At 39.5% G+C, this 25413-nt stretch carries 27 protein-coding genes and 1 tRNA gene; 20 read left to right on the top strand and 8 right to left on the bottom strand.

All coding sequences use genetic code 11. From position 1 onward, the window contains the following. Positions 1-2 precede the first annotated feature (2 nt). Together ABJF11_RS01615 and ABJF11_RS01610 are read left to right on the top strand one after the other, a co-directional pair. Positions 3-1187, top strand: coding sequence for an MFS transporter (locus tag ABJF11_RS01615; RefSeq protein WP_348117506.1), 1185 nt, complete (start codon positions 3-5; stop codon positions 1185-1187). A 1-nt stretch (position 1188) separates the two neighbouring features. Continuing rightward, on the top strand, positions 1189-1890 hold the full coding sequence (locus ABJF11_RS01610) for a lysoplasmalogenase (RefSeq protein WP_348117504.1): 702 nt from the start codon (positions 1189-1191) through the stop codon (positions 1888-1890). Positions 1891-1956: 66 nt separating this feature from the next. Here the strand turns inward: ABJF11_RS01610 and ABJF11_RS01605 are convergent, their stop codons facing one another. The 3 genes from ABJF11_RS01605 to ABJF11_RS01595 form a co-directional block, all read right to left on the bottom strand. Continuing rightward, the gene (locus ABJF11_RS01605) at positions 1957-2442 is read right to left on the bottom strand and encodes a hypothetical protein (RefSeq protein ID WP_348117502.1); all 486 of its coding nucleotides are present in this window, start codon (positions 2440-2442) and stop codon (positions 1957-1959) included. A gap of 3 nt (positions 2443-2445) precedes the next feature. After that, positions 2446-2712 carry a hypothetical protein gene (locus ABJF11_RS01600; protein ID WP_348117499.1) on the bottom strand — a complete coding sequence of 89 codons (267 nt, stop codon included), beginning with the start codon at positions 2710-2712 and terminating at the stop codon, positions 2446-2448. A gap of 631 nt (positions 2713-3343) precedes the next feature. Then, complete coding sequence (locus tag ABJF11_RS01595; RefSeq protein WP_348117496.1) at positions 3344-4216, bottom strand: RNA polymerase sigma factor RpoD/SigA; 873 nt, start codon at positions 4214-4216, stop codon at positions 3344-3346. Positions 4217-4524: 308 nt separating this feature from the next. Here ABJF11_RS01595 and ABJF11_RS01590 point away from each other — a divergent pair, with 308 nt between their 5' ends. After that, positions 4525-4974 carry a CBS domain-containing protein gene (locus ABJF11_RS01590; protein ID WP_348117492.1) on the top strand — a complete coding sequence of 150 codons (450 nt, stop codon included), beginning with the start codon at positions 4525-4527 and terminating at the stop codon, positions 4972-4974. 3 nt (positions 4975-4977) lie between these two features. On the opposite strand, the gene ruvC is transcribed toward ABJF11_RS01590, so the two are convergent. Continuing rightward, the gene (gene ruvC / locus ABJF11_RS01585) at positions 4978-5526 is read right to left on the bottom strand and encodes a crossover junction endodeoxyribonuclease RuvC (protein WP_348117489.1); all 549 of its coding nucleotides are present in this window, start codon (positions 5524-5526) and stop codon (positions 4978-4980) included. Between the two features lie 292 nt (positions 5527-5818). Between ruvC and ABJF11_RS01580 the strand changes: the two genes are divergently transcribed. From ABJF11_RS01580 to ABJF11_RS01515, 14 genes are all read left to right on the top strand, one after another. After that, the gene (locus tag ABJF11_RS01580) at positions 5819-6760 is read left to right on the top strand and encodes a lysylphosphatidylglycerol synthase domain-containing protein (RefSeq protein ID WP_348117486.1); all 942 of its coding nucleotides are present in this window, start codon (positions 5819-5821) and stop codon (positions 6758-6760) included. After that, a complete protein-coding gene (locus ABJF11_RS01575) occupies positions 6688-7869 on the top strand; it encodes a glycosyltransferase (protein WP_348117484.1) in 1182 nt (393 codons plus the stop codon). Before ABJF11_RS01580 ends, ABJF11_RS01575 begins: the two co-directional genes overlap by 73 nt. A 21-nt stretch (positions 7870-7890) precedes the next feature. Beyond that, complete coding sequence (locus ABJF11_RS01570) at positions 7891-8142, top strand: transporter (protein WP_348117482.1); 252 nt, start codon at positions 7891-7893, stop codon at positions 8140-8142. Next, positions 8143-9357 carry a PP2C family protein-serine/threonine phosphatase gene (locus tag ABJF11_RS01565; RefSeq protein ID WP_348117480.1) on the top strand — a complete coding sequence of 405 codons (1215 nt, stop codon included), beginning with the start codon at positions 8143-8145 and terminating at the stop codon, positions 9355-9357. Between the two features lie 3 nt (positions 9358-9360). Further along, complete coding sequence (locus ABJF11_RS01560; protein WP_348117478.1) at positions 9361-9978, top strand: polysaccharide deacetylase family protein; 618 nt, start codon at positions 9361-9363, stop codon at positions 9976-9978. Then, positions 9971-11050 (top strand): glycosyltransferase, encoded by a 1080-nt coding sequence (locus ABJF11_RS01555; RefSeq protein ID WP_348117476.1) that lies wholly within the window; start codon positions 9971-9973, stop codon positions 11048-11050. Before ABJF11_RS01560 ends, ABJF11_RS01555 begins: the two co-directional genes overlap by 8 nt. Before the next feature lie 21 nt (positions 11051-11071). Further along, positions 11072-11836, top strand: coding sequence for a TatD family hydrolase (locus ABJF11_RS01550; RefSeq protein ID WP_348117474.1), 765 nt, complete (start codon positions 11072-11074; stop codon positions 11834-11836). 9 nt (positions 11837-11845) lie between these two features. After that, a complete protein-coding gene (locus ABJF11_RS01545) occupies positions 11846-12919 on the top strand; it encodes an asparaginase (RefSeq protein WP_348117472.1) in 1074 nt (357 codons plus the stop codon). An 88-nt stretch (positions 12920-13007) separates the two neighbouring features. Then, positions 13008-13095: transfer RNA gene (locus tag ABJF11_RS01540), tRNA-Ser, on the top strand. Between the two features lie 72 nt (positions 13096-13167). Next, entirely contained in the window at positions 13168-14016 is an 849-nt protein-coding gene (locus ABJF11_RS01535; protein WP_348117470.1) for a MotA/TolQ/ExbB proton channel family protein, read from the top strand. Positions 14017-14041: 25 nt separating this feature from the next. After that, entirely contained in the window at positions 14042-14365 is a 324-nt protein-coding gene (locus ABJF11_RS01530; RefSeq protein WP_348117468.1) for a hypothetical protein, read from the top strand. A gap of 4 nt (positions 14366-14369) precedes the next feature. Further along, on the top strand, positions 14370-15011 hold the full coding sequence (locus ABJF11_RS01525; protein WP_348117466.1) for a biopolymer transporter ExbD: 642 nt from the start codon (positions 14370-14372) through the stop codon (positions 15009-15011). A 1-nt stretch (position 15012) separates the two neighbouring features. Continuing rightward, positions 15013-15471, top strand: a complete 459-nt coding sequence (locus ABJF11_RS01520; protein ID WP_348117464.1) for a biopolymer transporter ExbD — start codon at positions 15013-15015, stop codon at positions 15469-15471. Between the two features lie 52 nt (positions 15472-15523). Next, positions 15524-16828: an MFS transporter gene (locus ABJF11_RS01515; RefSeq protein ID WP_348117462.1), complete on the top strand. Its 1305-nt coding sequence runs from the start codon at positions 15524-15526 to the stop codon at positions 16826-16828. On the opposite strand, the gene ABJF11_RS01510 is transcribed toward ABJF11_RS01515, so the two are convergent. Continuing rightward, on the bottom strand, positions 16806-17579 hold the full coding sequence (locus ABJF11_RS01510) for an AMP nucleosidase (protein ID WP_348117460.1): 774 nt from the start codon (positions 17577-17579) through the stop codon (positions 16806-16808). The genes ABJF11_RS01515 and ABJF11_RS01510 overlap by 23 nt on opposite strands. A 140-nt stretch (positions 17580-17719) precedes the next feature. On the opposite strand from ABJF11_RS01510, the gene ABJF11_RS01505 reads away from it, so the two are divergent. Continuing rightward, the gene (locus tag ABJF11_RS01505; protein ID WP_348117457.1) at positions 17720-18190 is read left to right on the top strand and encodes a type I restriction enzyme HsdR N-terminal domain-containing protein; all 471 of its coding nucleotides are present in this window, start codon (positions 17720-17722) and stop codon (positions 18188-18190) included. On the opposite strand, the gene ald is transcribed toward ABJF11_RS01505, so the two are convergent. After that, positions 18163-19275, bottom strand: coding sequence for an alanine dehydrogenase (ald, locus tag ABJF11_RS01500; protein ID WP_348117455.1), 1113 nt, complete (start codon positions 19273-19275; stop codon positions 18163-18165). The genes ABJF11_RS01505 and ald overlap by 28 nt on opposite strands. Positions 19276-19623: 348 nt before the next feature. Here ald and ABJF11_RS01495 point away from each other — a divergent pair, with 348 nt between their 5' ends. Then, positions 19624-21999: a thiamine pyrophosphate-dependent enzyme gene (locus tag ABJF11_RS01495; RefSeq protein WP_348117453.1), complete on the top strand. Its 2376-nt coding sequence runs from the start codon at positions 19624-19626 to the stop codon at positions 21997-21999. Between the two features lie 61 nt (positions 22000-22060). On the opposite strand, the gene ABJF11_RS01490 is transcribed toward ABJF11_RS01495, so the two are convergent. Next, entirely contained in the window at positions 22061-22903 is an 843-nt protein-coding gene (locus ABJF11_RS01490) for a hypothetical protein (protein WP_348117451.1), read from the bottom strand. 335 nt (positions 22904-23238) lie between these two features. On the opposite strand from ABJF11_RS01490, the gene ABJF11_RS01485 reads away from it, so the two are divergent. Further along, positions 23239-23988: an acyl transferase gene (locus ABJF11_RS01485; RefSeq protein ID WP_348117449.1), complete on the top strand. Its 750-nt coding sequence runs from the start codon at positions 23239-23241 to the stop codon at positions 23986-23988. Positions 23989-24251: 263 nt separating this feature from the next. On the opposite strand, the gene ABJF11_RS01480 is transcribed toward ABJF11_RS01485, so the two are convergent. Continuing rightward, positions 24252-25412 (bottom strand): sigma-54 dependent transcriptional regulator, encoded by a 1161-nt coding sequence (locus ABJF11_RS01480; RefSeq protein ID WP_348117447.1) that lies wholly within the window; start codon positions 25410-25412, stop codon positions 24252-24254. Position 25413: the final 1 nt, after the last annotated feature.

The following is a 25413-nucleotide window of genomic DNA, read 5'->3' as shown; positions in this document are numbered from 1 at the left end:
CTATGAACGACAACAACCCTATTTTTACGCTCCAATTCGCTTTACTTTGCCTTAGTGGATTTCTCTTTTTTGGCAGTTTCAATATGATTATTCCCGAGCTTCCCGCCTACCTTGACAATATGGGTGGAGGAGAATACAAGGGACTAATAATTGCCCTATTTACTGTGACCGCAGGTCTTTCTCGACCATTCAGTGGGAAGCTGGCAGACAAAGTAGGTAGAATACCGGTTATGGTGGTTGGTGCGCTAGTTAGCGGTATAGCTGCCTTGATCTACCCGTTTGTCACCTCGATCATTGGCTTTTTTGCCTTAAGATTTTTTCATGGATTCTCTACTGGGTTCAAACCCACGGGCACATCAGCTTATGTGGCTGATATAGTACCAGCGGCCAGAAGGGGAGAAGCCATGGGTATTTTAGGCTTTTTTAGTAGTTTGGGTATGGCGTCCGGGCCAGCCATTGGCTCATTTATCGCCGCAAACTTGTCACTGCAAGTCATGTTTTATAGCTCTTCTGGTTTTGCTATCCTGTCAGTTATAATACTGTTGGGAATGAAGGAATCCCTGAAGAATCGAGAGCGGCTATCCGCTAGTCATTTTTATGTAAAACCTGATGAAGTATTTGAGCCCCGCGTAGTGGCTCCCTCGCTGATGATGATGCTATCGGTGTTTTCTTTTGGTGCCATTCTTACTACGATTCCAGACCTAAGCGATGAACTGGGATTTAGCAATCGTGGTCTCTTTTTTACGGTCTTTACGATTGCCTCCCTACTAGTACGAATTGTGGCAGGCAAGGCTTCAGATAAGTATGGTAGAATTCCGGTGCTCAGAATTGGTAGTATGATTCTGCTGGCTGCCATGCTACTCCTCGCAAATACCGAAAGTCAGATTATGTTTATCATCAGTGGAGCCGCCTTCGGGTTTGGTGTGGGTATTTGCTCACCAACCATATTTGCTTGGACTATCGACTTGAGCAACGAGGCACATAGAGGAAGAGGCATAGCCACGATGTATATTGCCCTTGAGATAGGTATAGGAATGGGTGCGTTTCTATCTGGTCTCATCTATCAAAACGATCTGAGCAACCTCTCTCTTGTTTATTATATTTCAGCCTCTACCGTATTGTTTGGTCTCATCTATTTATATTCGAATCCAGTAAAAAAACTTGCGTTAGCCAGTAAAGTGGAATAAAATGAATGACAATAAAACCGCCCAAATTCTTAAATATGTATTTGTGGTCATTACTGTGGTAGAATTGGCCAGCCATGCTTTTGGTTGGAAATTTCTGAATGAGTTTACCAAACCCTTACTGATGCCAGTGCTTTTGGTATATCTACGCAAGGGCATGAAAGTACCAGTCAATCTGTCCTTTATCTTTGCAGTTTTTGCACTTGTATTTTCCTGGTTTGGCGACGTGGCCTTGATGTACGTTCATAAAAGAGAATGGTTTTTTCTATTAGGACTGGGGGCTTTTGCTGTTGCTCAGTCCCTGTATTTCTTTTCTTTTAAGCACGCAAAGACAAGTGGAGGGGATGATAATTTTACTCCTTTTCAGCACGTGTTGAATGTGTTTCCTTTCGCTGTATTCGCAATTGGCTTGCTGTGGACTCTTTGGCCATCTTTAGGGGGGCTGAAACTTCCTGTCACTGTATACGCCTCACTTATTGTAACAATGGCCTTAGGTGCTATTTATAGAAACGGAAGAACAAGTACGGAAAGTTTTAATCAGGTAGTCTTTGGAGCGATATTATTCATTCTATCGGATTCTCTGATCGCCATCAATAAGTTTTATGCCCCGATGGAAAACGCCTCTATTTGGATCATGAGTACCTACATCCTGGCGCAGTGGAATATTATTAATGGGTTGCAGAAGCATTATAACAATCAATTATAATTATGACTTATCAGTGTTGTCAAAAGCATAGGTGAAAGGCAATACCATATTTAATCATTGTGAAAATTATTCTTGACCAGCAATTTTTGAAATGCTTGGCTTAATATATTCTATTTTACTTCCATCAAATGAGACTAACCCTTCTTGATGTATTTTATAAACAGTTTCTTTAATCTGTGTTTCATTGTAATTGCTTACTTGATTACAAAGGTCATCAATTGTAATTATTGTTTTCTCTGTAATACACCCAATTACTGAAAATCTTAAGTTATTCGGTTCACTCGTGTTTGTATCTCCAACTGAAGAATTAAATATATGTCTTTGCATAGCATCTAGCTGTGTTTTTAATGCTCCAAATGTATCTGTATATGTACGATTATACAGTTGATCTAATTTTTCAATTGCATTTTTAATATCAACTTGCATTAAGGCAGTTTCCTTATTCTGCTTATTGCTTTCTCGATAAAACCAAATTGAGAGTAAGATTGCTCCTATTGACAGAATTGTCGAAATAGAAATAGTGACTATATTTAAAATTTCTTGTGTTCCCATAGTTTAATAATTTCTATCCTTCATCCACTTATATTCTTCATCTGTATGTCCAGTGGCCCACCAATGTTTGTGAACTTGAATTACTATTATTTTATCCTCATTTTGTAGATGGTTGTTGAGATTATCTAAAATTTGCTTAGCGGACTGGCTTGACTCAATAAGCCAAGTGGATTCAGACTGATGCCACCAAATACCATATGCTTGGATTGCATCAATCAAATTCTCATAATTTTCGCTCTTTAAGTCATAAGAAATGCAGTATACTGACATGTTAAATCCTATTTATTGGTTTAATTATGTATGATTTTAAGTTTAGATTTTTTCTTCAAGAATTGCTACGGTTAAGTCAGTCTATCGGCGGGCACGGTCTGGTTGCTAATAAGATCGAATGACAAGATATGTGATTAGTTAGAAAATCACAAGATGATCAAACTTACTTTCCGTCATTGCGAGGCTACAATTCGATGCGAATCGAATGTATAACGTGGCAATCTTAAACTTCGTAAGTTGATACGTGCTGGCTGCAGAAGAATCCCGAAAGGGATGGCCACGTCTCATGCTTACTTAGCTTAAAGTTTGTAAAATTGTCAGTGCTCCTCGCTATGACGTGGTTCGCGCTTTTATTATGCCACTTTGCGCATTTATTGCGGCATCCTTTGAGGCATCTCTGAAACTTGGGGAAAAGCGTCATCGCCTTAGCTCCTGTCTGCCGACAGGCAGGTGTCATGGCGATCTGTTGGTTTGAGTGCTGAGGCTATGGAGGCAGTCTGCCAACCGCGAGTGATTACCCGAATGCCGTCTCCTTCGTCGACTTCATCGGGTAATGACGTTATTATAGTTGGGCATAAAAAAACCTCAACGTATGCTGAGGCTTTTGATATTTTAAATCTGTTGGAGTTTATTAACTCGCGCAGAATTCTTTGAGTCTCTGATTCTTAGACGGTTCTCTTAATTTCTGTAGAGCTTTTTCTCTGATCTGTCTTACTCTTTCCCTTGTCAATCCCATGATATCACCGATTTCTTCAAGGGTGAATGGGTTATCAGATCCAATCCCGAAGCTCATTCTTACTACTTCTCTCTCTCTTGCAGTCAAGGTAGAGAGTGCTCTGATGGTTTCTACTTTCAATGAATCATTGAATACCATCTGGCCATCAGTAGGAACAGTAGTTTTATTTTCTAAGACGTCAAGTAATGAACCAGATTCATCTTCTCCGAAAGGAGCATCCATAGACATCTGCTTTACTTCTGCACCAAGTGTATTTCTCACTTCACTAGGCTTCATGTCTAGAATCTCAGCCAGTTCCTCTTCGGTAGGCTCCCTCTCGTACTTCTGCTCTAGTTCTGCATAAGCCCTTCTGATCTGGTTGATCGCACCAGACTTATTCATTGGCAATCTTACAATTCTAGATTGTTCGGCCAATGCCTGCATGATCGACTGACGAATCCACCATACGGCATAAGAGATAAACTTAAATCCCTTGGTTTCATCAAATTTCTTTGCTGCCTTGATCAGACCCAAGTTGCCTTCGTTGATCAAATCATTCAAAGGCAAACTTCTGTTTTGGTACTGCTTAGCTACAGACACCACGAATCTAAGGTTCGCTTTTACTAATTTTTCAAGTGCTAGATCATCCCCTTGTTTGATTCTTTGTGCTAACTCTACTTCCTCGTCAGGAGTAATCATTGGCACACTACTAACTTCAGTAAAATACTTTTCTAAGGTATGACTTTCACGTCTGTTAGTAATTGATTGTGTGATCTTAAGCTGTCTCATATGATATATTTTTCCTTTTTATTAGGGTTCTTTCTCTACAGGAATTAACGAACCCGCAAATTTAATATTTTATACGGTTTATTTCTAATAAGAGGTTAACTATTTGAGATAAATAACACACCCCTATTAATAAAGTTCATTAAGTAGTTTTATTGCTGATTGAAAAGGCTTGAAGTCAAAGTACTAAACTATCAGCATAAATCCTATTAGAATTGGATTTTATAAGGATATTGCTTGCTATTCGCTTAAAAATATGGTAATATAAGAGTTCGTCATAATTTCAACTTCAAACAAAATCAACCATGGTTATGAATTTTAAGGGTGCTCAGGTAGAGAAAGAGCAGGGGATTAAATATGAGACTATAGCTGACTACATGGCTAAGGATCTAATTACGTTTACTCCAGACCAGGAAATAGCAGAGGCTATTGATATTATGCTTAAGAAGAGAATATCGGGAGGTCCGGTGCTGAATGAAAAGCGTGAATTGGTCGGTATGCTTTCTGAAAAGGATTGCTTAAAAGTTCTTGTCCAGTCATCCTATCATAATCTACCTAGTGGAAAAGGAACTGTAGAGAGCTATATGTCCAGCAATGTAAAAACCTTAGAGATGGATATGGACGTAGTAGCATGTGCAAATGAATTTTTGAATACATACTTTCGAAGATTTCCTGTGACAGAAAATGGAATTCTGAAAGGTCAGATCAGTAGGAGAGATATTATGCGTGCTGCACAAAAAATAAAATCTACCACCTGGTAGATTTTATTTGACCCTACTTGGGTTGTCTGTCAAAAAAGCCTTCCAACTTTTTGTCGTTTTTTGAGTGTTTCCGCCTTGGTAGTAATGACAAAGTGCAACAGCCAATGCATCTGAAGCGTCAAGCAATTTTGGTATTTCTTTTAACTTTAGAATAGATTGTAGCATGGCGGCCACTTGCTCCTTGGAAGAATTTCCATTGCCTGTCACTGATTGTTTAACCTTTTTGGGAGCATATTCTGTAATAGGAATTTCTCGCATCAGAGCCGCTGCCATAGCCACTCCCTGTGCACGCCCCAGTTTTAGCATGGACTGTACGTTTTTTCCATAAAAAGGAGCCTCTAATGCCACTTCATCAGGCTCAAATTCAGAGATGACATGTGAAACACGCTCAAATATTTTTTTTAGTTTCAGCTCATGAGTTTTGTATTTGCTCAAATGTATCACTCCAAGTTGCAGTACTGATAGCTTCTTGCCTTCCACCAGAATAACTCCATAGCCCATCACTGTGGTACCTGGGTCTATCCCTAAAATTATTTTTTCTTTAACCTTCATCTAGCGTATGACTGTAGCAACTCTCCATTCCGATTGTTTATTTCAACTCGAAGTCTCAATGCCGTTCTGACTTGGTCGAATTCTTCATTGATTTCTATCAAAAGATCAATAGCATTGTAAGATAGAAATATTACCTTTCATATAGGTATAACTGAATGATCAGAACCGTGAGAAGCCCTGAATTGTCAGCCCTGTTAATGTTAATAGTGAATATTGAATTGACAGAATTAATAGTTTAGCTCAATAGGTCAAAGTTTTATGAATAAAAGTTCCATACGTCTGTCAAGATTCCATGATTAGAGTCCCATCAATTTATGCAAATGCCCTTTGGACAAAGGCTCTTTGGCTGATTTGGGTTTGGATCATACCTATCATCATACTTGCAGCCATTGGTTATAAGGTAATGGCCAGCCCTGACAAGCTGAACTTATTGATCGAAACAGCAGTGGTTGATTGGAGTTGGATGATGTTGAGCATTGTACTTCTTCCTCTCAACATCCTTCTGGAGGCCAAAAAATGGAAAGTAATTCTAGGTGCAATAGAGAATAGCAGTCTTTGGATTTGTACTAAAACGATTTTATCCGGCAAAAGCTTGAACGTCATCAGTCCTTTTGGTATCGGTGACGCCTTTGCAAGAATAATGGCAGTGCCCGTCAGAAGAAGAAAATCAATTATTGGAGGAGTTCTGATAGATCGAGTTTCTCAAATGTTACCTACACTGATTTTAGGTCTATGCTCAGGGTATTATTTGATGAGAAACGGATATGACTGGTCAGTTCAGACCATTCTGATTCCAATGGGTATTGGGGCAATGCTGATGCTAAGCACTGTAGTCTTAGTAAATTCCTACAGAGGTAAATTGATGGCCTATTTGGTTCTTTTAAAAGGCCTTACACTGAACATAGCCCTTTACGTTGCCTCGATTTCATTTGCTCGATTTACTGTCTTTGCACTACAGTTTTACTTTGTTTTTTTGAGTTTCGGAAGCGAATCGCCCGCCATAGTTTTATGGTTGGGTATAGGATGGATCTTTTTTGTGAAGACCATTTTCCCCACTCTATCTATTCTGGGTGATTTGGTCAAGCGTGAGTTGTCAGCTATACTCTTTTTTAGTTTTTTTGCTGCCGATATGGGTATAGTGATTGTGGCAAGTTTCACATTATGGATTATCAATATTTTGGTGCCATCAGCATTAGGAATCTTTTTTATAGGAGATATAAAGAAAAGGTTTTGATTTATACATTGGTTTTAATAGCTACGGCCGCTTATGTTCTATTTATAATTATCCTCATAATCGGCTGGATCAGAACACCCGCAACGAACCTGTTACCAGCTAGTGGAAGTTTTGCTACTATCGTTGTGCCAGTTAGAAATGAATCCTCTCATTTGACAAGACTCATTAATTCTGTACTCAAAGGGTCTACTGAGCCGAGTCAGTATGAAATACTGATTGTGAACGATCACTCCGAAGATGATACATTAGAATTGGCTGAGCAACTGGCGGACAAAAACTCAAATATTCTGGTACTCGATCTACCTGAACAAATGCATGGAAAGAAGGCTGCAATTAACCATGCCGTTCAACAGGCAAACGGCGAATTAATTGTTTGTACTGACGGAGATGGAATAGTACCAAAAGACTGGCTGAACTACCACATGTCTTCATTTGAACAAGGTGCTGAACTTTCATTTGGTCCCGTGGCATTTCTTGATGAAAATCATTCTCGATTTACCGAATTGCTCAACCTGGAGCTGTCTGCGCTGGTGTCTATAGGAGCAGCTACCTTATCATTAGGAAAACCATCTATGATTAATGGATGTAACTATTCTTTTTCAAAGACTGCTTTTTTGGAGGTTGATGGATTCTTGGGCAATGAAAACCTACCAACAGGTGACGATGAGTTTTTACTAAGAAAAGTATTCAAGAAATACCCTGGCAAGATCAGATTTATAAAACAAGACGGTGCTCAAGTGCTTAGTCAATCGCCATTGGCAGTGACAGAGTTTTATCATCAGCGCAAACGTTGGGCTTCAAAGTGGAGATTTCATACTGATGGTTTTTCTCTTGCCATGCCAGCCATTTTATTTACCTGTTATGCTCTGTGGCTCCTGTTAGTTTTGCAATCAATGGCCACCAACAACTACTCTCCATTGTGGGTGCTAGGAGTGAAGTTTCTGACAGATTTTGTATTTCTAAATATCGCCAGGCTTGGTCAGAACGCAGGGATTTCTATCGTCAATTTCTTTTTGCTTCAAATTATTTATCCGTTTTATGTTGTATTCTTTGGGGTTGCTTCTAATTTTGGTAAATACAGCTGGAGAGAAAGAACCTACAAAATCTGACCTAACCTTAAAAAATCTGGTATGAGTGATCTCGAATTTGACATATTGGATGAGTTGTATTTTTTGATTCATTTTGATGATTTGAAAAAAGCATTGGGTCTTTCGGACGAAGACTTGAAGCCGCTATTGTCTAAAATGGCAAGGAAGAAATGGCTGAGATGTTATTCAGAACCGGACGTCGAACTGGATGCGGCAAGCATTGACATTGAAATTGGCTATAGAAACTACTACTATCTCGCTTCAAAAGAAGGACTCAAAGCACACAATAGCTAAATGAAGCAAACCAAAACCATAGAATCCAATCTAAAAGAACTGGAGCTCAACTCCCTGCTCGAAGTGACTGAGGCCATCAATAATAATTTGCCGGAAGAGTCCTTATACAAGATTTATCATTTCACTTTATTGGCTAATTTAAAGGTGAAAAAACTTGCTCTATTCGTAGCGCTGGAAGATCAGTGGAACTGTAAGGTTTTTTTTGGAGTCGATAGTGAAGTCATTGAAAAAATACCCGTAAGAGATTTTGAAGGGCATGAGAGGATTCAAACGCTTGAAGATTCAGAATGTATTGATTTTGATCATATCATTCCAGTCATGCACAAAAAGCAACTACTCGCTTTGGTTTTTGTGGGGGATATTGCTGAAACTGATCATGGGATATCTGGTAATTCGGCCACCACATTTCTTGAGGCCCTGACCAATATAATATTGGTAGCTATCGAAAACAAGAAATTAGCACGCCAGCAGCTAGAGCAAGAAGCATTCAAAAAAGAACTTGAGATTGCCAAGCAAGTGCAGAATTATCTCTTTCCGAAGGATCTGCCAGCAACGGACAGTTTCGAAGTGGCAGCCTACTACCAGCCACATCATAATGTTGGTGGAGATTATTATGACTACATACAAATCGACGAACACAAATTCCTATTATGTATAGCCGATGTGTCTGGTAAGGGAGTCCCAGCTGCCCTTATGATGTCCAATTTTCAAGCTTCACTAAGAACACTGGCCAGGCAAACGGTAGACTTGGAAACCATTGTATCCGAATTGAACTACCAGATCAAGTTCAGTGGAAACGGTGAGATTTTCATTACATTTTTTGCTGCTGTTTATAATTCCGAAACCAAAGAATTTAAATATGTGAATTGCGGCCATAATCCTCCGTTATTTCGAGGAAATAAAGGCTCGATTGGAACATTGAAATTGGGAACAACCGTGCTTGGCATGTTTGCTCCATTGCCGTTTATTGAAATTGGAATATTAAATGATATTAAAAATTTTGATCTGTTTTGCTACACCGACGGACTCAATGAAGCTATAAATCAGGAAGAAGAGGAATTCGGAGAAGAGCAGATTGATAAAATCGTTGAGGATTTAATAGATACTTGTCCTCATGAACTCAACGAGACAATGATGCAGGCAGTTAATCAGTTTCGAGATGGAAAAGAGTATCGAGATGACGTAACCATTCTCTCCGCTAAATTTAAATCCTGATTCTTGGGTTTTTACCTTCATAGAATTCCGACGATTGCCAGTCGTATTTTTCCAAGCTATCGCTGGTCAATACCGAATGCAAATCGAGAAATATATCTAACCTTTGATGACGGACCGACTCCAAAAGTGACGGAGGACGTGCTTCAGGTCTTGCAAGAAAAAGAGGTTTTGGCTACTTTTTTCTGCTTGGGTAGCCAACTCCATAAATATCCTGATCTGGCTAAGAAAACTCATTTCAATGGACACCGGATAGCCAATCACGGTTTTGACCATTTTAGTGGATGGAGGCATTCCAAGCAACAATTTTATGAAAATAGGAGCAAAGGGCATGATGTTTTGTGTGAGCTTTTTGGCGAAGAGAAATATGCGTTTAGGCCGCCGTATGGGCATTTTCGAGTGCCATCCAGTGGAGTCATGTGGAGTCTGATGAGTGGTGATTTTGATTCGAAATTATCAAAAGAAAAATGTTTGGAGGTATTGAAAAATCAGACTCGCCCGGGTGATATCATCGTATTTCATGATAATACAGCTGCTCATCACAAAATGAAATGGGTATTACCGAGATATCTTGACTTCTGTTTAGCAAGTGGGTTTAAATTTGGACTCTTACCTAATGATTGAGTATCTCTCTATAATTGTGGTTGTATGCTGGATGATTCTGCTGATAGATCTCCTTATCAGACGACCACATACTCAATCCTCTGGACATAACGAGGAATGGCCAAGGGTCTCAATTTTAATTTCAATACGAGACGAAGAAAACCATATGGTCGCTCTTTGCGAAAAGCTAAAACTTTTATCATATCCTCTAGAAAAGCTGGAAATACTATTTGGCGACGATGCTTCGACAGATCGCACTGTTGAAATACTCAAGGCCAACCAACCAAAGAATTCTAAGATATTTCTATTTGCAGAGCACGAGACAGGATTGTTTGGAAAGCAAAAGGTATTGTCCTCCCTGAGTAAAAAAGCTAGCGGCGAATTCTTGCTATTGACAGATGCTGACATGTCATTTGGATCAGATTGGATACAGGCGATGCTAAGTAGGGTCTCATCAGAAGATCAAATAATAGTTGGGTTCACTAAAGTGAGTGGTTTGAAATTATTAGATCGGATGCAAAACCTGGATTGGCTGTTCAACGAAACTGTCGTTTCGCATTTTGCCAATCTTGGGATTCCTCTGACAGCATGGGGAAATAATATGATGGTCAAAAAAGCACTTTTCCAGAAAATTGACACTGGTGGCCTAATGGAGAACAGTATAATTGAGGATTTAGAGCTCATGAATAAAGTAATAGAAAAGGGTGGCAAATTAGTTATCAATGATAGCCCAGCAGCAGTGGGGGTAACCCACCCCGAAAAGAGTCCGGTCGATTTACTACAGCAAAGGAAAAGATGGCTTGCGGGAGTAAAAAAAATTAATCGTATCTTCATCCTGGGAGCTATCATCAAATTGATGCTTTGGCCAGCCATCATTTACCTGGGCTGTATCAACCCTCTCTGGATTATAGTACTGCCGTTGTTAATAGTATTGAGACGACTATCACTTCAACGGACTCTAAAAATGGTTAATAGTAACACTTCATTAGTTGATCTTCTCCTGTTTGAAGTCTATGATTTCGTATTTTATTTAATCACATTTGCGTTTCATCTTTTGCCCATCAAAACAGTTTGGAAAGGTAGAAGATATTAACCCAAAAAATGAATGAGCTCCATGCAGCTAGTAGAAACCCATGCGCATATATATCTTGATCAATTCAAAGAAGATATCGATGAAGTAATCGAGTCGGCACGTGCAAAAGGTGTAGAGAAAATTTACCTTCCCAATATAGATAGTAGGTCGATTGATGCTATGCTGGAGCTCGAATACCGTTATCCGGGATATTGTATCCCTATGATGGGGCTGCATCCCTGTTCGGTCAATAAAGACTTCGAAAAAGAACTTTATGTAGTAGAAGAATGGATAAACCGAAGAGACTTTGTTGCAATAGGAGAGATGGGAACGGATCTTTTCTGGGATAAGTCGTTTTACGAAGAGCAGAAAGAAGCTTTTAGAATTCAATCTCGCTGGGCGATTGAGAAAAATATACCAATTGTTATTCATTGTAGAGAGTCTATTGATGAAACAATTGACTTGGTGTCTCAGCTAAATAGTGATAAATTTCGAGGAATTTTTCACTGTTTCACTGGCACTTCAGACCAAGCAAAACAAATCATTGACATGGGGTTTTTGTTAGGAATAGGAGGAGTAGCCACATTTAAAAATGGAGGTATGGAACCTGTGCTTGAAGCAATACCCTTAGATCATTTGGTATTGGAGACAGATAGTCCTTATCTTACGCCTGCGCCTCATCGAGGAAAAAGAAATCAACCAGCTTATCTAGAATTAGTAGCTCAGAAAATAGCCACGGTAAAAAACATGACTATAAATGAGGTTGCAGAAGCTACATCTGCAAATGCTTATCGCATATTCAATTAAACAACATCAATGACCCAAACAAGTAAATTCAAGACCGTTAACATTGCTACCACCTCAGAGGATCCAAAATCATCGATATTATTGATTTATACTGGAGGCACCTTTGGTATGGTCTATGACGACGAAGGTTCATTGGCGCCGTTCAACTTTAGCTTGGTGTTGGAAAAAATCCCCGAGCTTCACAAGTTAGATCTGAGACTGACAGTGATTTCATTTCCGGATCCAGTCGATTCATCAAATATCAGTGTGGAACAATGGAGAGATATGGCTTCTATTCTGACCGAAAACTATCATCAGTTTGATGGCTTTGTTATTTTGCATGGTACTGATACTATGGCCTATTCTGCCTCAGCGCTAAGTTTTATGTTAAAGGGAGTCAATAAACCCATTATTTTTACAGGAGCGCAGATTCCAATAGGAGCAACTCGATCTGATGCCAGGGAAAATTTAATTACCGCATTAGAAATAGCTTCAGAGCGCAATGGAGACCATGCCATGGTCACAGAAATTTGCCTATATTTCAATTACTATCTACTCAAAGGCAATAGGGCACAAAAAATTCGAAGCAGCAATTTCGCAGCATTCGAATCAGAGAATTATCCATATCTTGCCGAGTCAGGTGTTGAGATTGTATACAATGAATCGTTTCTGAAAAAATTTAAAGACGAACCATTGAAGTATAGTCCCAAGCTGGATTCCAATGTAGTTATTCTAAAAATTTTCCCAAATATTTCACCCGCAGTAGTCCATGGTATTTTGAGTATTGAAGGCCTGAGAGGTGTAATACTAGAGTCTTATGGATCAGGAAATACAATGAATTTCGATTGGTTTCACGATTTATTGACTGACGCTGTAAACCGTGGAATTGTCATTCTCAATGTTTCTCAGTGTATTGGTGGTAGCGTGATTCAAGGGCGATATGAAACGAGTAAGAAATTGACTGAAATTGGTGTGATCAGTGGGCTAGATATTACTACAGAGGCGGCAGTATCGAAAATGATGCATTTATTGGGCAATGAAAAGTCCATAGAGCAAGTGAAAAAGAAACTTAGCATTCCCATACGTGGCGAAATGACCATTTAAATAACCTATTCCAAATTAATATAGAACAATTTGCAAATAGTGTATTTTTATAATTTATTTGTCGCTTGGAGAAAACTAAAAAAGTTATAGAGAGGTGGCCGAGTGGCTTAAGGTGCTCGCTTGGAAAGCGAGTGTACCCCACAAGGGTACCGGGGGTTCGAATCCCTTCCTCTCTGCACTGAATTAGTATTTTTGACTAAAAAGAATAACTTTTAAACCTTTATTAAAGATTTACTAAAAATTAGACTATGAAAAGATTAGTAATTTTATTGATGTTGACTGGTGTGTTTACAATGACCCACCTACAGACAATGGCACAAGAAGATGCGGCTACTGAAGAAGTAGCAACTGATTCTGCTGAGATGGTAGCTGATGACAGTCTTGCCACTGAGGAGTATGCTGAAGAAGAGTATGTGGAAGAGGAAGTCGCTGCAGCTGACTATGAAGAAGCAGTAGCAGAGGAGCCTAGTTTTCATCAAATCGTAAAAGATCAATTCATCCAGGGTGGATGGCAATTCATGGGCATCGTTTTGTTGTGTCTAATTTTAGGATTGGCTGTATCGATCGAGAGAATTATCACTTTGAATCTTGCAACTACCAACACAAAGAAATTGTTGGAGCAGGTAGAAGGAGCATTGAATTCTGGTGGAGTTGAAGCAGCAAAAGATGTATGCAGAAACACACAAGGTCCTGTAGCTTCAATCTTCGTTCAAGGATTGATGAGAATGTCTGAAGGCGTTGAAATGGTTGAGAAATCAATTATCTCATACGGTTCTGTGGAAATGGGTAAATTGGAAAAAGGAATGGTTTGGATTTCACTATTCATCTCGTTGGCTCCGATGCTTGGTTTCATGGGTACTGTAATTGGTATGATCGATGCATTTGATGCTATCGCTGAAGCTGGTGATGTATCTCCTGCCTTGGTTGCCGGTGGTATTAAAGTTGCACTTTTGACTACTGTTGGTGGTTTGATCGTTGCGGTTATACTTCAGTTGTTCTACAACTACCTAGTTTCTAAAATTGATTCACTAGTTAACTCTATGGAGGATGCTTCTATTTCTTTAGTAGATATCTTGGTTAAGCATTCTGCTAAATAAGATTTTCACTTAAAAAGAAAGAGATATGGATTCTATAGATATAGCATTATATGTGTCATACACATTGACGATCCTAGCAGGATTAGCTGCGATTGTCTTTCCAATAATAAACTCCGTGAGTGATCCAAAATCTTTAACTAAAGCAGGAGCAGGTGTTGCTGGATTAGTTGTAGTTTTTGTTCTTTCGTGGGCATTATCCGGTTCTGAAGTGACCGCTTCTGCACTTGAAAAAGGTGTGGACGAAGGACTCTCTAAGTTTGTAGGAGGTCTTTTGACAATGATGTACATTTTGATCATTGGCGCACTTTGCGGAATTGTTTATACAGAAGTTTCTAAAGCAGTAAAATAAGATTATGGCGAAAGGTAAAAATAGACCTGCGGCCGAGGTGAACTCGGGTTCGATGGCGGATATTGCCTTTCTTTTGTTGATTTTCTTTCTGGTAACTACCACGATTGCGAATGACAAAGGAATTGCAATGCTTTTGCCTCCGAAGCCGGATCCCAACGAGCCGCCACCAGAGGTGAAAACTAATGATAGAAACATCTTTAAGATTTTGGCTAACTCCAATGATCAATTGCTGGTCGAGGATGAGCCAATGAGAGATGTGACGAAGCTAAGGCCGATGATCAAGGATTTTGTTTTGAACTTCGGAAAACCTTCAGCTGACGGTAGATTACTATACAACCAACTTCCGGCAACTTTGAGGAGTCATGTCAATAGCAGGGGTAGAAAAGCATCGTCTTCCGATGAGCCCGGCAAAGCTATTGTATCCTTCAAAGCGGATAGAGGTACGAGCTATGAGCTCTATGTAAGGGTGCTTGACGAAGTCAATGCAGCATACAATGAGATCTATGGCGAGAGAGTAGGTATCTCAGCAGAGGAGTTTTTGCAACTGGATAAAAAAGAACCAGAGCAGAAGGAAATGTATTTAAAAGCAAGATCTGGTATACCTAGAGCGATATCTATTGCTGAACCAAATAAAATAGGAGGTTGATATGGCAAAGTTTAAGAAAAGTTCAGGGACTACTCAGGAAATTCCAACGGCTGCACTGCCAGATATTATCTTTATGTTGTTGTTCTTCTTTATGGTAACAACCGTATTGAGAGAGACAACTATCATGGTGGAGCAGACACTTCCAAAATCTACTCAATTGAGTAAACTGGAAAGAAAATCGTTGGTGAGCTATGTATACATTGGTAAACCTAAAAGGACAGCAGTATATGGTGTTCAACCAAAGATTCAAGTCAATGATGTATTCATTGAGGTGAAAGACGTGGTAAGGTTTGTAAACCAAGAGAAGGATAAATTAAGTGAAGTAGAGAGAGATCAGATTACTATGTCGTTAAAGGTTGACATAGATGCCAAAATGGGTATTGTAACTGATGTGCAGCAGGAGTTCAAAGAAGCGAACGCTAGAAAGGTGCTTTACAGTTCTTCAAAAAGAGTTGATTAATTACTAATCTTTAATAATATAGAAAGGTCTCGATTTATCGAGACCTTTTTTTATGAATATGCAGCAAAACCGTAAGATTCTAAACGCCTGGTGTATGTATGACTGGGCCAATTCCGCATACCTGTTGGTGATTACATCAACGATCTTTCCAATATATTTTAACGGCGTAACAAGAGCAGCTTTCAAATCAGAATCCGTACAATTCTTTGATTTTGAAATCGTCAACTCTGTTTTGTACTCTTATGCTGTGGCTGCAGCTTTTCTTATCGTAGCTCTCATTTCTCCTTGGTTATCAGGAATGGCTGATTATGGCGGGAAGAAAAAATTATTCCTGAGGCTGTTCACATATCTGGGTTCAGCAGCCACAGCTGCTTTGTTCTGGTTTCGAGGTCCCAATGTTGAGTATGGTATAATATGTTCGGTACTGGCAGGTGTAGGCTATTCTGGTAGTTTGGTGTTTTACAATTCATATCTTCCAGAAATCACCACAGAAGATAAGTACGACAAACTAAGTGCCAGGGGATATGCGTTCGGGTATATTGGAAGTGTATTGTTGCTTTTAGTGAGCTTTGTGATCATTCAATTTCACCAAAGCTTGGGCTTCGCTGTCGAGACTGGAGCAGTACGCGTTTCATTTCTATTGGTAGGTATTTGGTGGTTTGGTTTTGCACAATATAGCTTCTATTACTTACCGAAAAACGTCAATAGACAAAAGCCTGATGAAAGCTTATTTTGGAAGGGAGTGAAGGAACTAAAGATCGTCTATCACTCCTTGGAAAACTTACCAAATATGAAAGCCTATCTATTGGCCTTCTTTTTCTACAGTGCAGGTGTTCAGACAGTGATGCATCTAGCGGCTATTTTTGGTGAAAAGGAGCTTAGACTGGAGGCTTCAAAATTGATTGTTACCGTTACTATTATTCAGTTGGTGGCCATTGCCGGAGCATATTTTTTTGCGACACTTTCAAAAAAGTACAACAATGGAATCTCTATTCTGACCATGCTTTTTATTTGGATTGGCATTTGTGGATATGCCTATATTCTAAAAACAGAGTTTCAGTTCTATGGACTTGCCGTAATAGTAGGCTTAGTAATGGGAGGCATTCAATCAATGTCACGATCTACATTTACAAAACTGATTCCAGCCAATACTATTGACAACACCTCTTATTTTAGCTTTTATGATGTGGTAGAAAAGCTTTCGATTGTGGTCGGGACTTTTTCATTTGGGTTTATAGAGCAACTTACAGGCTCAATGAGAAACAGCACCATTGCACTGATGTTATTCTTCATCGTCGGAGTAGGACTACTTTTAAAATCCAGAATTCATAAGACTAGTCAAACCTCATATGCTTAACGGAATCGCCTGAATTATAGAGTTCTAGTAAGGCGTCGATACCTATCTGAATGTGCTTGTCAACAAAATTCCCAGTTACCTTTTTGTCAGAGGCATCCGTTTTAACGCCAGCAGGAGTCATAGGATTGTCTGAAACCAAGAGAAGTGCCCCCCTGGGGATTTCATTAATGAAGCCAACTGTGAATATTGTAGCGGTCTCCATGTCGATACCCATAGCGCGAATTTTTCTTAAGTATTTTTTGAACTTTCGATCATGCTCCCACACACGGCGATTTGTAGTATAGACCGTTCCAGTCCAATAGTCTAGTTCATGTTTTTTGATCATAGAAGACACAGCTCGTTGCAATCTGAATGAAGGTAATGCTGGGATTTCAATTGGAAGATAGTCGTTAGATGTACCCTCACCACGAATGGCCGCTATAGGCAAAATTAAATCTCCCAGCTGCGTTTTTTTCTTTAATCCTCCACACTTACCAAGAAACAGTACAGCTTTAGGATTGAGCGCTGATAATAAATCCATGACGGTAGCAGCCATGGCACTTCCCATTCCAAAATTGATGATCGTGATATTATTGGCCGTTGCGGATTGCATAGGCTTGTCCTTACCTTGTACTTCTGTGCCAAATTGTTCGGCAAAGATTTCTACGTAATTGGCAAAATTTGTGAGCAATATATATTCTGCAAAATCTTCTAATTCAACTCCTGTATATCTGGGTAACCAGTTGTCTACAATTTCTTTTTTGGTTTTCATATTTGGTGTGGCGTTTGAAATTTGCTGTCTTCTTACAAAACGATTGGTGGCTCTGTTATGCTAGAGCTGAGACAGTTTTAATACTGTGGCCTAAAAGTAACTGAATTGTATTAATATTGGAAGCTAAACAGGAAGCCATAATGAAAGAGTTAAATCTTCCGAGATTTAAGTTTAAAGTGAAAGAGTCTGATCATGGGACAGACATCTGGGACGAATTTCGAAAAAAATATGTTGCTCTGACTCCTGAGGAGTGGGTTCGTCAACATTTTCTCAAGTTTCTGAGTGAGAATTTGGGGTATCCTAAATCACTACTCAAATCAGAATTTGAAATTAAATATAACAGAATGCGTAAGCGACCTGATATTGTTGCCTACAGCAATCAGGGGCAGCCGCTGTTGGTTGTTGAGTGTAAGGCACCAGAAGTAAGTATTTCAAATGAAACATTCAGCCAGGCGACTGTTTATAATCAGGTCTTAAAAGCAAAATTTGTGGTGATCACTAATGGTTTACAGCATTTCTGCTGTGAACAGAGTATAGAAACCGGAACCTTTCAGTTTCTTGAAAAGATTCCGGCTTATAAAGATTATATGAATTTGTCCAATGGAGTATAAGGTAGATCAAAGGCGTCAGATACAGCTTTGTAGACTACTTCACCCTTAATTACGTTCAGCCCAAGCTTCAACTCATTATTCTCCTTACATGCTTTTTCCCAGCCCTTATTAGCCAACTGAATGGCATAAGGCAACGTAGCATTGGTCAGTGCCAGCGTAGAAGTGTAAGGTACTGCACCAGGCATATTAGCTACACTGTAGTGAACCACATCGTCTATGATATAAACAGGATCCTGATGAGTAGTCGGCTTAGTAGTTTCAAAACATCCACCTTGATCTACAGCTACATCTACAAGAACAGTACCCTCTCTCATATCCTTGAGCATGTCTCTAGTGATCAATTTTGGTGCTTTTGCTCCAGGAATCAGAACCGCTCCAATGATTAAATCGTGATCTTTGATCATTTCTCTAATGTTATATTCACTTGACATTAGAGTTTTAACATTAGCCGGCATTACGTCGTCCAGATATCTAAGCCTTGGTAGACTCAGATCAAGAATAGTGACATCAGCACCCAGTCCGGCAGCCATTTTAGCAGCTTCAGTTCCAACTACGCCACCACCTAGAATCATTACTTTGGCAGGACGCACGCCAGGTACTCCACCTAGTAGTATGCCTCGGCCTTTCAAAGGTTTTTCCAAATATTTGGCGCCTTGCTGGATAGACATTCTTCCTGCTACCTCTGACATAGGCACTAATAGCGGAAGCGAACGGTCAGCTTTTTCTACAGTTTCATAAGCAAGACAAACCGACTTACTATCAATCATCGCTCTGGTCAATGGTTCGTGAGATGCGAAATGAAAATAGGTAAATACAAGCTGATCTTCTTTGATCAATTTGTATTCAGCTTCAATCGGCTCTTTTACTTTGATGATCATTTCTGCTTTCGCATACACATCCTCAATAGTAGGAAGTAATTCTGCTCCTACACTAACGTACTCAGCATCTGCAAATCCACTTCCTTCCCCGGCTGTGGCTTGTACGTATACTTGATGGCCCTCTTTTTTGAGTTCCTTTACTCCGGCAGGCGTCAAGGCCACACGGTTTTCATTGTTTTTAATTTCTTTGGGTACCCCGATAATCATGGTAAAAATTTTTAAATACTGTTCTACATTTTACAATAATTGCGCTGAATAATATACATAAACTGAATCATCTTCAAAAGATAATTGGCCTATCAGTTCAGGGTTTAGAAATATAAATTTCAAAAAACGGGGATCGTTTATGATTATATCTAAAAAACTAACATAAACCAAATAATATTCTGTTTACATATTTTATTTAGTCTCAAATATAATATTATTTTGTATTCTTCATAAAAATATTTGATTGATGTGGCGGCTTTGTTAAATTTGTGAAGTCAGATTCTTTTATAATCATCCTAAAAATCTTATCTTGAAATGGTGAAAGTCTCAGAGAAAACTCCCCAGATAATGTCTTCTAAAAAGGAAATTTTGAATGATTATAAATTAGCCGTAGAAAGTAGGGAGGATAGCTATATCGGACGAAAGGAAGTTTTCATGGGTAAGGCGAAGTTTGGAATTTTTGGTGATGGCAAAGAATTACCTCAGATTGCCATGGCTAAAGTTTTTAAAAACGGTGACTTTAGATCTGGTTATTATAGAGATCAAACTTTTATGATGGCTATTGGAGAGTTAACCTCTCAGCAGTTTTTCGCTCAACTCTATGCCCACACATCGATAGATGATGAACCTGCTTCAGCTGGCCGGATGATGAATGGCCATTTCGGGACTAGACTCATTGATGAGAAAGGAGAGTGGAAAGATCTCATGAAAATGAAGAATTCAAGTTCCGACATTTCTAACACCGGCGGGCAAATGCCAAGACTGTTAGGGTTGGCGTATGCCTCAAAATTATATAGAAACAACCCTGAACTCGGAAAATTCAAACAGTTTTCAAGCAACGGTAACGAAGTAGCTTTTGGTACTATTGGAAATGCCTCCACTTCTGAAGGCCACTTTTTTGAGGCTATGAATGCAGCAGGTGTGCTGCAGGTACCCATGGTAATGGCAGTATGGGACGATGAATATGGAATTTCTGTCCCTAAAGAATATCATACCACTAAAGGAAGCATCTCTAAGGCACTAGCCGGTCTGCAAAGAACGGCCAAAGAGAATGGATTCGAAATTCTAACCACTAGAGGCTGGGACTATATGGATCTTTGTGAGACCTTTAAAAAAGCAGAGCAGATTGCAAGAAATGAGCATGTGCCTGTATTGGTTCATGTAGAAGAAGTGACACAACCACAAGGACATTCTACCTCAGGTTCCCACGAGCGCTACAAGTCTAAAGAGCGATTAGAATGGGAAGCTAAATATGATTGCCTCAAAAAAATGCGTGAGTGGATACTCGATGAAAAAATTGCATCTGGCAAGGAGTTAGATGCTATCGAAGAGGAATCAAAGAAAATAGCTAAGACGGCTAGAGTAGCGGCATGGAAGGCCTACTCACAAGCCATATCAGGTGATACTGTTTCGCTGGTTGGAATGATCGAATCAGTCGCCGAACGAAGTGCAGAAAAAACAAAACTACTGTCCATTGCTAAAAGCATAAAGGAGGGTCTTAATATCAATAAACTCGAGCTTACTAAGGGAGCTAAGAAAGCGCTGCGCTTGACCAGGGAAGAGCCTTCTCGTAGCAGAGACATGCTAATCCATTGGCTCAAAACCAATACGCAGAAAAGGCATGACGAGTACTCCTCGCACTTATATAGCCAGTCACAATATTCGGCATTGAATATTGGTACAGTGCCTGCTACATACTCTGATCAGTCCAAAATGGTAGATGGAAGAGAGGTGCTGCAAGCGTGTTTTGATGAGATTTTGAAAAGAAACCCACTCGTTTTTGCTATTGGTGAAGACGTAGGTAAAATTGGAGATGTAAATCAGGGATTCGCTGGTTTACAAGAGAAATATGGGGAATATAGAGTAACAGACACCGGTATTAGGGAGACCACCATTATTGGTCAGGGGTTGGGAGCTGCACTGCGCGGATTACGACCTATTGTAGAAATTCAGTATCTGGATTATCTACTCTATGCTGTACAGACTTTGTCTGATGATTTGGCGACCCTTCAGTATCGGACAAAAGGAGGACAGAAAGCACCTTTGATTATACGATCCAGAGGCCACAGGCTAGAAGGAGTTTGGCATTCGGGTTCACCGATGGGTATGATCATTAATGCGCTGCGTGGAGTATTTGTATTGGTCCCTAGAAATATGACTCAGGCCGCCGGTATGTACAATACGTTACTCGAGTCCGATGATGCTGCTCTATTGATAGAATGCTTAAATGGCTATCGATTAAAGGAAAGACTACCTGAAAATATTGGCGAATTTAAGGTGCCACTTGGTATTCCGGAGGTGATCAGAGAAGGGAGTGATGTTACTATTGTGACTTACGGCTCTATGTGTAGAATTGTTATGGATGCGGCTAACGAACTCGCCAGGTATGGTATTGAGGTCGAAGTAATTGATGTTCAGACCTTGCTGCCGTTTGATCGTCATCAAAGCATAATATCATCGATTCAGAAGACCAACAGACTTATAGTTGCGGACGAAGATGTGCCAGGAGGTGCTTCCGCCTATATTCTTGAAAAGCTCGTGGTACAACAGGAATGCTATAAGCATTTGGATAGCCAACCACAGACGATTACGGCAAACGAACATCGTCCGGCTTATGGGTCTGATGGAGACTACTATTCTAAGCCTAGTACAGATACAGTATTCGATAAGGTATATGAGATGATGGCCGAAAGTGAGCCTAACAAATATCCTGATATTTACTGACCATCCAAAAATGTGAATAGCTATTGGCTGGAATTACCTTCAAGAGGAGTAGGTAAAATATTTATCTGAGCAATTGATCTAAGGTCAGGTCCCCGGTGTCAGCTACATTACTCCCATGCAGCCCTCTATCTATTATTTGAAACTGAAGCTTGAAGGTGTCTTTTCTAAGAACAGTTCTAAAACCAGTAGAGACCATAGAGTATTTTATGACGCCTTCTAAGGAGCTGCCGTCTATTGCGCTTTCTATGTCCAAGATGGGGAATCTGCCATCAAACGAAATACCGCAGCCATATTCGCTGGTCAGATAACGCCAATTAATTTCTTCATACTCGTCGGTACCTCTTTTGCGGAAATATTTTACGATAATGTTGTTTTCGTATGGGTTTCTTTGAATATAAACAGTGTCCTTATAAAATTCCGTTAAGTCAATTTGATCCAAAGGTGTGCCAGGTAGATACAGATCAGACCTGTCATTTTTGATGTAGAGCGTGTCATAATTTGCGCAGTCGAATGCTGGTCGATTGTCTTCATCACTGAATCTACCCACAACACCAAATCGAGGTGTAAATAGAAATAAAGGTAGCTCCACTTCTGGTTGGCCGATCGTCACCACCTTGCCTTCATTGTCCAGGACTATGTCAAAATCGTGAAAGGGAGCCAGGTCCTCATCACCTTCAATGCCAAGGTCTCCATCACCATCCTGAAAATTCAGATAGAGTATAAGAGAATCGGGACTACCATTTTCCAGCAGCTCCACATATTCCATGTTATTGAATTGGATTTGAGGTATTATTGGGAAAGGGTCTGGTTCTGTGCAGGAGGGCAATGACACCACAGTGGAAGCAAATATCACAAATTGGATAGACAACGAAATTTTATTCCAGTATTTTGATTTCCCCTTCATTCAATTAAAATTACATTTGCTAAAATTACTGATAATAATACAATTGAGCCAGCGCAATCCCTTACTATTTATAACTTATGGAGCTTTTAAATAGTTTCAAAAAAAAGACTATAAAAGTTAATTCTGAAACTTTTGAAACACTCGCGCTGGAAGTTTTCCAGTATCAAGCCAAGGCATGTGACGTTTATGCTGAATATATATCACACTTAAGATTAGATCTAAACAAAATTAACCACCTGGAGAAAATCCCATTCCTACCAATAAATCTTTTCAAGTCACACAAAATAAAAACGGACTCATGGAAAACACGCAAGGTTTTTCAAAGTAGTGGTACCATGATAACGGGATTTCGTAGCAAACATCATATAGAGGATGTAGAATATTATTTAAATAATGCACAATCGATCTTTGAAAACTTTTATGGACCACTGGAAGAAAAGATTTTTTTTGCATTATTACCATCCTATCAGGAGCAGGGAGATTCTTCATTGGTCCAAATGGTAGAATTTTTTATAGATAAGAGTGGGTCGTTTACCAATGGTGGATTCTATCTTAATAAGACAGAGCTACTCATTGCCGATTTGCTAATACAGCTTGAAAACAATACTAAACAGGTGATCTTATTTGGAGTAGGCTATGCGCTTCTGGATTTGGCAGAACTGGCTTCATCCCTTGATGTTAAGCTCGATGGATTGACAGTTATTGAAACTGGAGGTATGAAGGGGAGAAGGAAGGATATGGTAAAGGAAGAATTCTATGGAGAACTCAAAGCAAAACTTGGAGACATTAAAATTCATTCAGAATATGGCATGACCGAATTGCTTTCTCAAGCCTATTCGATGAATGAAAAGTCTTTTGTTTTACCTGATTGTATGAAAATATTGATCAGAGATTCTGAGGATCCTTTTAGTTACCTGACCCCGGGTCGGGCCGGTGGAATCAATGTCATAGACTTAGCCAATGTGCATTCATGCTCATTTATTGAAACGAGTGACCTTGGAAAGATTTTGTCTGATGGAACTTTTACTATACTCGGACGCTTAGATAATTCAGATATTCGTGGATGCAATTTGATGATAGAATAAGCGTTCATCAAAATAGCCAAGGAATATTGGATAGATATTCAATATTTCACCTAAAGTGTAATATTTTTTATATATTTATGTTCTAATATTGAAGCAGGTAATTGATAATAACGAAAGATGAAAGTAAAAATACTTATAGTAGCCCTTGTAGTTTTTGCCATGAGTGCATGTACTCAGAGAACTTGTCCTACATACGCAAAAGCTGATACGAATTCGACAGAATTATCCAAGTAAAAGGTTGAAAATATTGTATGCGGATAACATTATTGTATATCCGCATATTTTTTTACGTCCGCAGCGGTGATCTCATCACCACTCATGATTATCAGTCGCTCAACCACATTCCTTAATTCCCTAATATTTCCGGTCCATTTTCCTTTTTGGAGTTGCTCAACAGCATCTTTGGCTATTTCTTTTTTGTTAGTGCCATAGTCACTGGCAATGTCTTGAAGAAATTTATCAACCAGCAAAGGAATGTCTTCACTCCGTGCACTTAGTGGTGGTACTTTTATTACAATAACACTCAATCTGTGGTATAAATCTTCTCTGAATCGCTTCTCCTTAATCTCTTCCTTAAGGTCCTTGTTTGTAGCCGCAAGTACTCTTACATTGACTTTGATTTCCTTCTCACCGCCTACTCGAGTGATTCGGCCTTCTTGTAGCGCGCGTAGTACCTTGGCTTGAGCAGGGAGGCTCATGTCGCCTATTTCGTCAAGAAATAAAGTACCCATATCTGCCTGCTCGAATTTCCCTATGCGTTGTTTTACCGCAGAGGTAAAAGAACCTTTTTCGTGACCGAATAGCTCACTTTCTATTAACTCAGATGGAATAGCGGCACAATTTACCTCTACAAGCGCCTTCTTGCTTCGCTGACTCAATTTATGCAAGGCATTTGCTACGAGCTCCTTTCCTGTACCGTTTTCACCGGTAATCAATACTCTGGCCTCTGTACCTGCTACTTTCTCTATCGTTTCTTTGACTTCGAGTATCGGCTTAGATTCGCCCACAATTTCCAAAGACTTAGAGACCTTCTTCTTAAGAATTTTTGTCTCCTGGATTAAATTTGATTTGTCCAGCGCATTTTTTATGGTCAGCAGAAGTCGGTTTAGATCCGGTGGCTTTTGAATAAAATCATAGGCGCCTTTTTTTGTTGCATCCACAGCCGTATCTATAGTGGCATGTGCTGATATCATAATAAATTGAGGAGTGTGATCGAGAGTTCTGGAAGCCTCCAGGACTTCGATTCCATCCATCTCCGGCATTTTTACATCACATAAGACTACGTCGAAGTCTTTTTCTTTGAGTCTTTCGAGTCCTACCTTTCCATTTTCAGCCTCTTCTACGTCGTACTTTTCATATTCCAGAATTTCTCGTAGGGTATGACGAATGCTTTTTTCGTCATCAATGATTAAGATTGTTGTCATA

This window comes from Reichenbachiella sp. (assembly GCF_039941815.1).
GTDB lineage: Bacteria > Bacteroidota > Bacteroidia > Cytophagales > Cyclobacteriaceae > Reichenbachiella.
The sequence above is the reverse complement of the archived record's forward strand: the minus strand, read 5'-3'. Positions and strand labels throughout refer to the sequence as shown.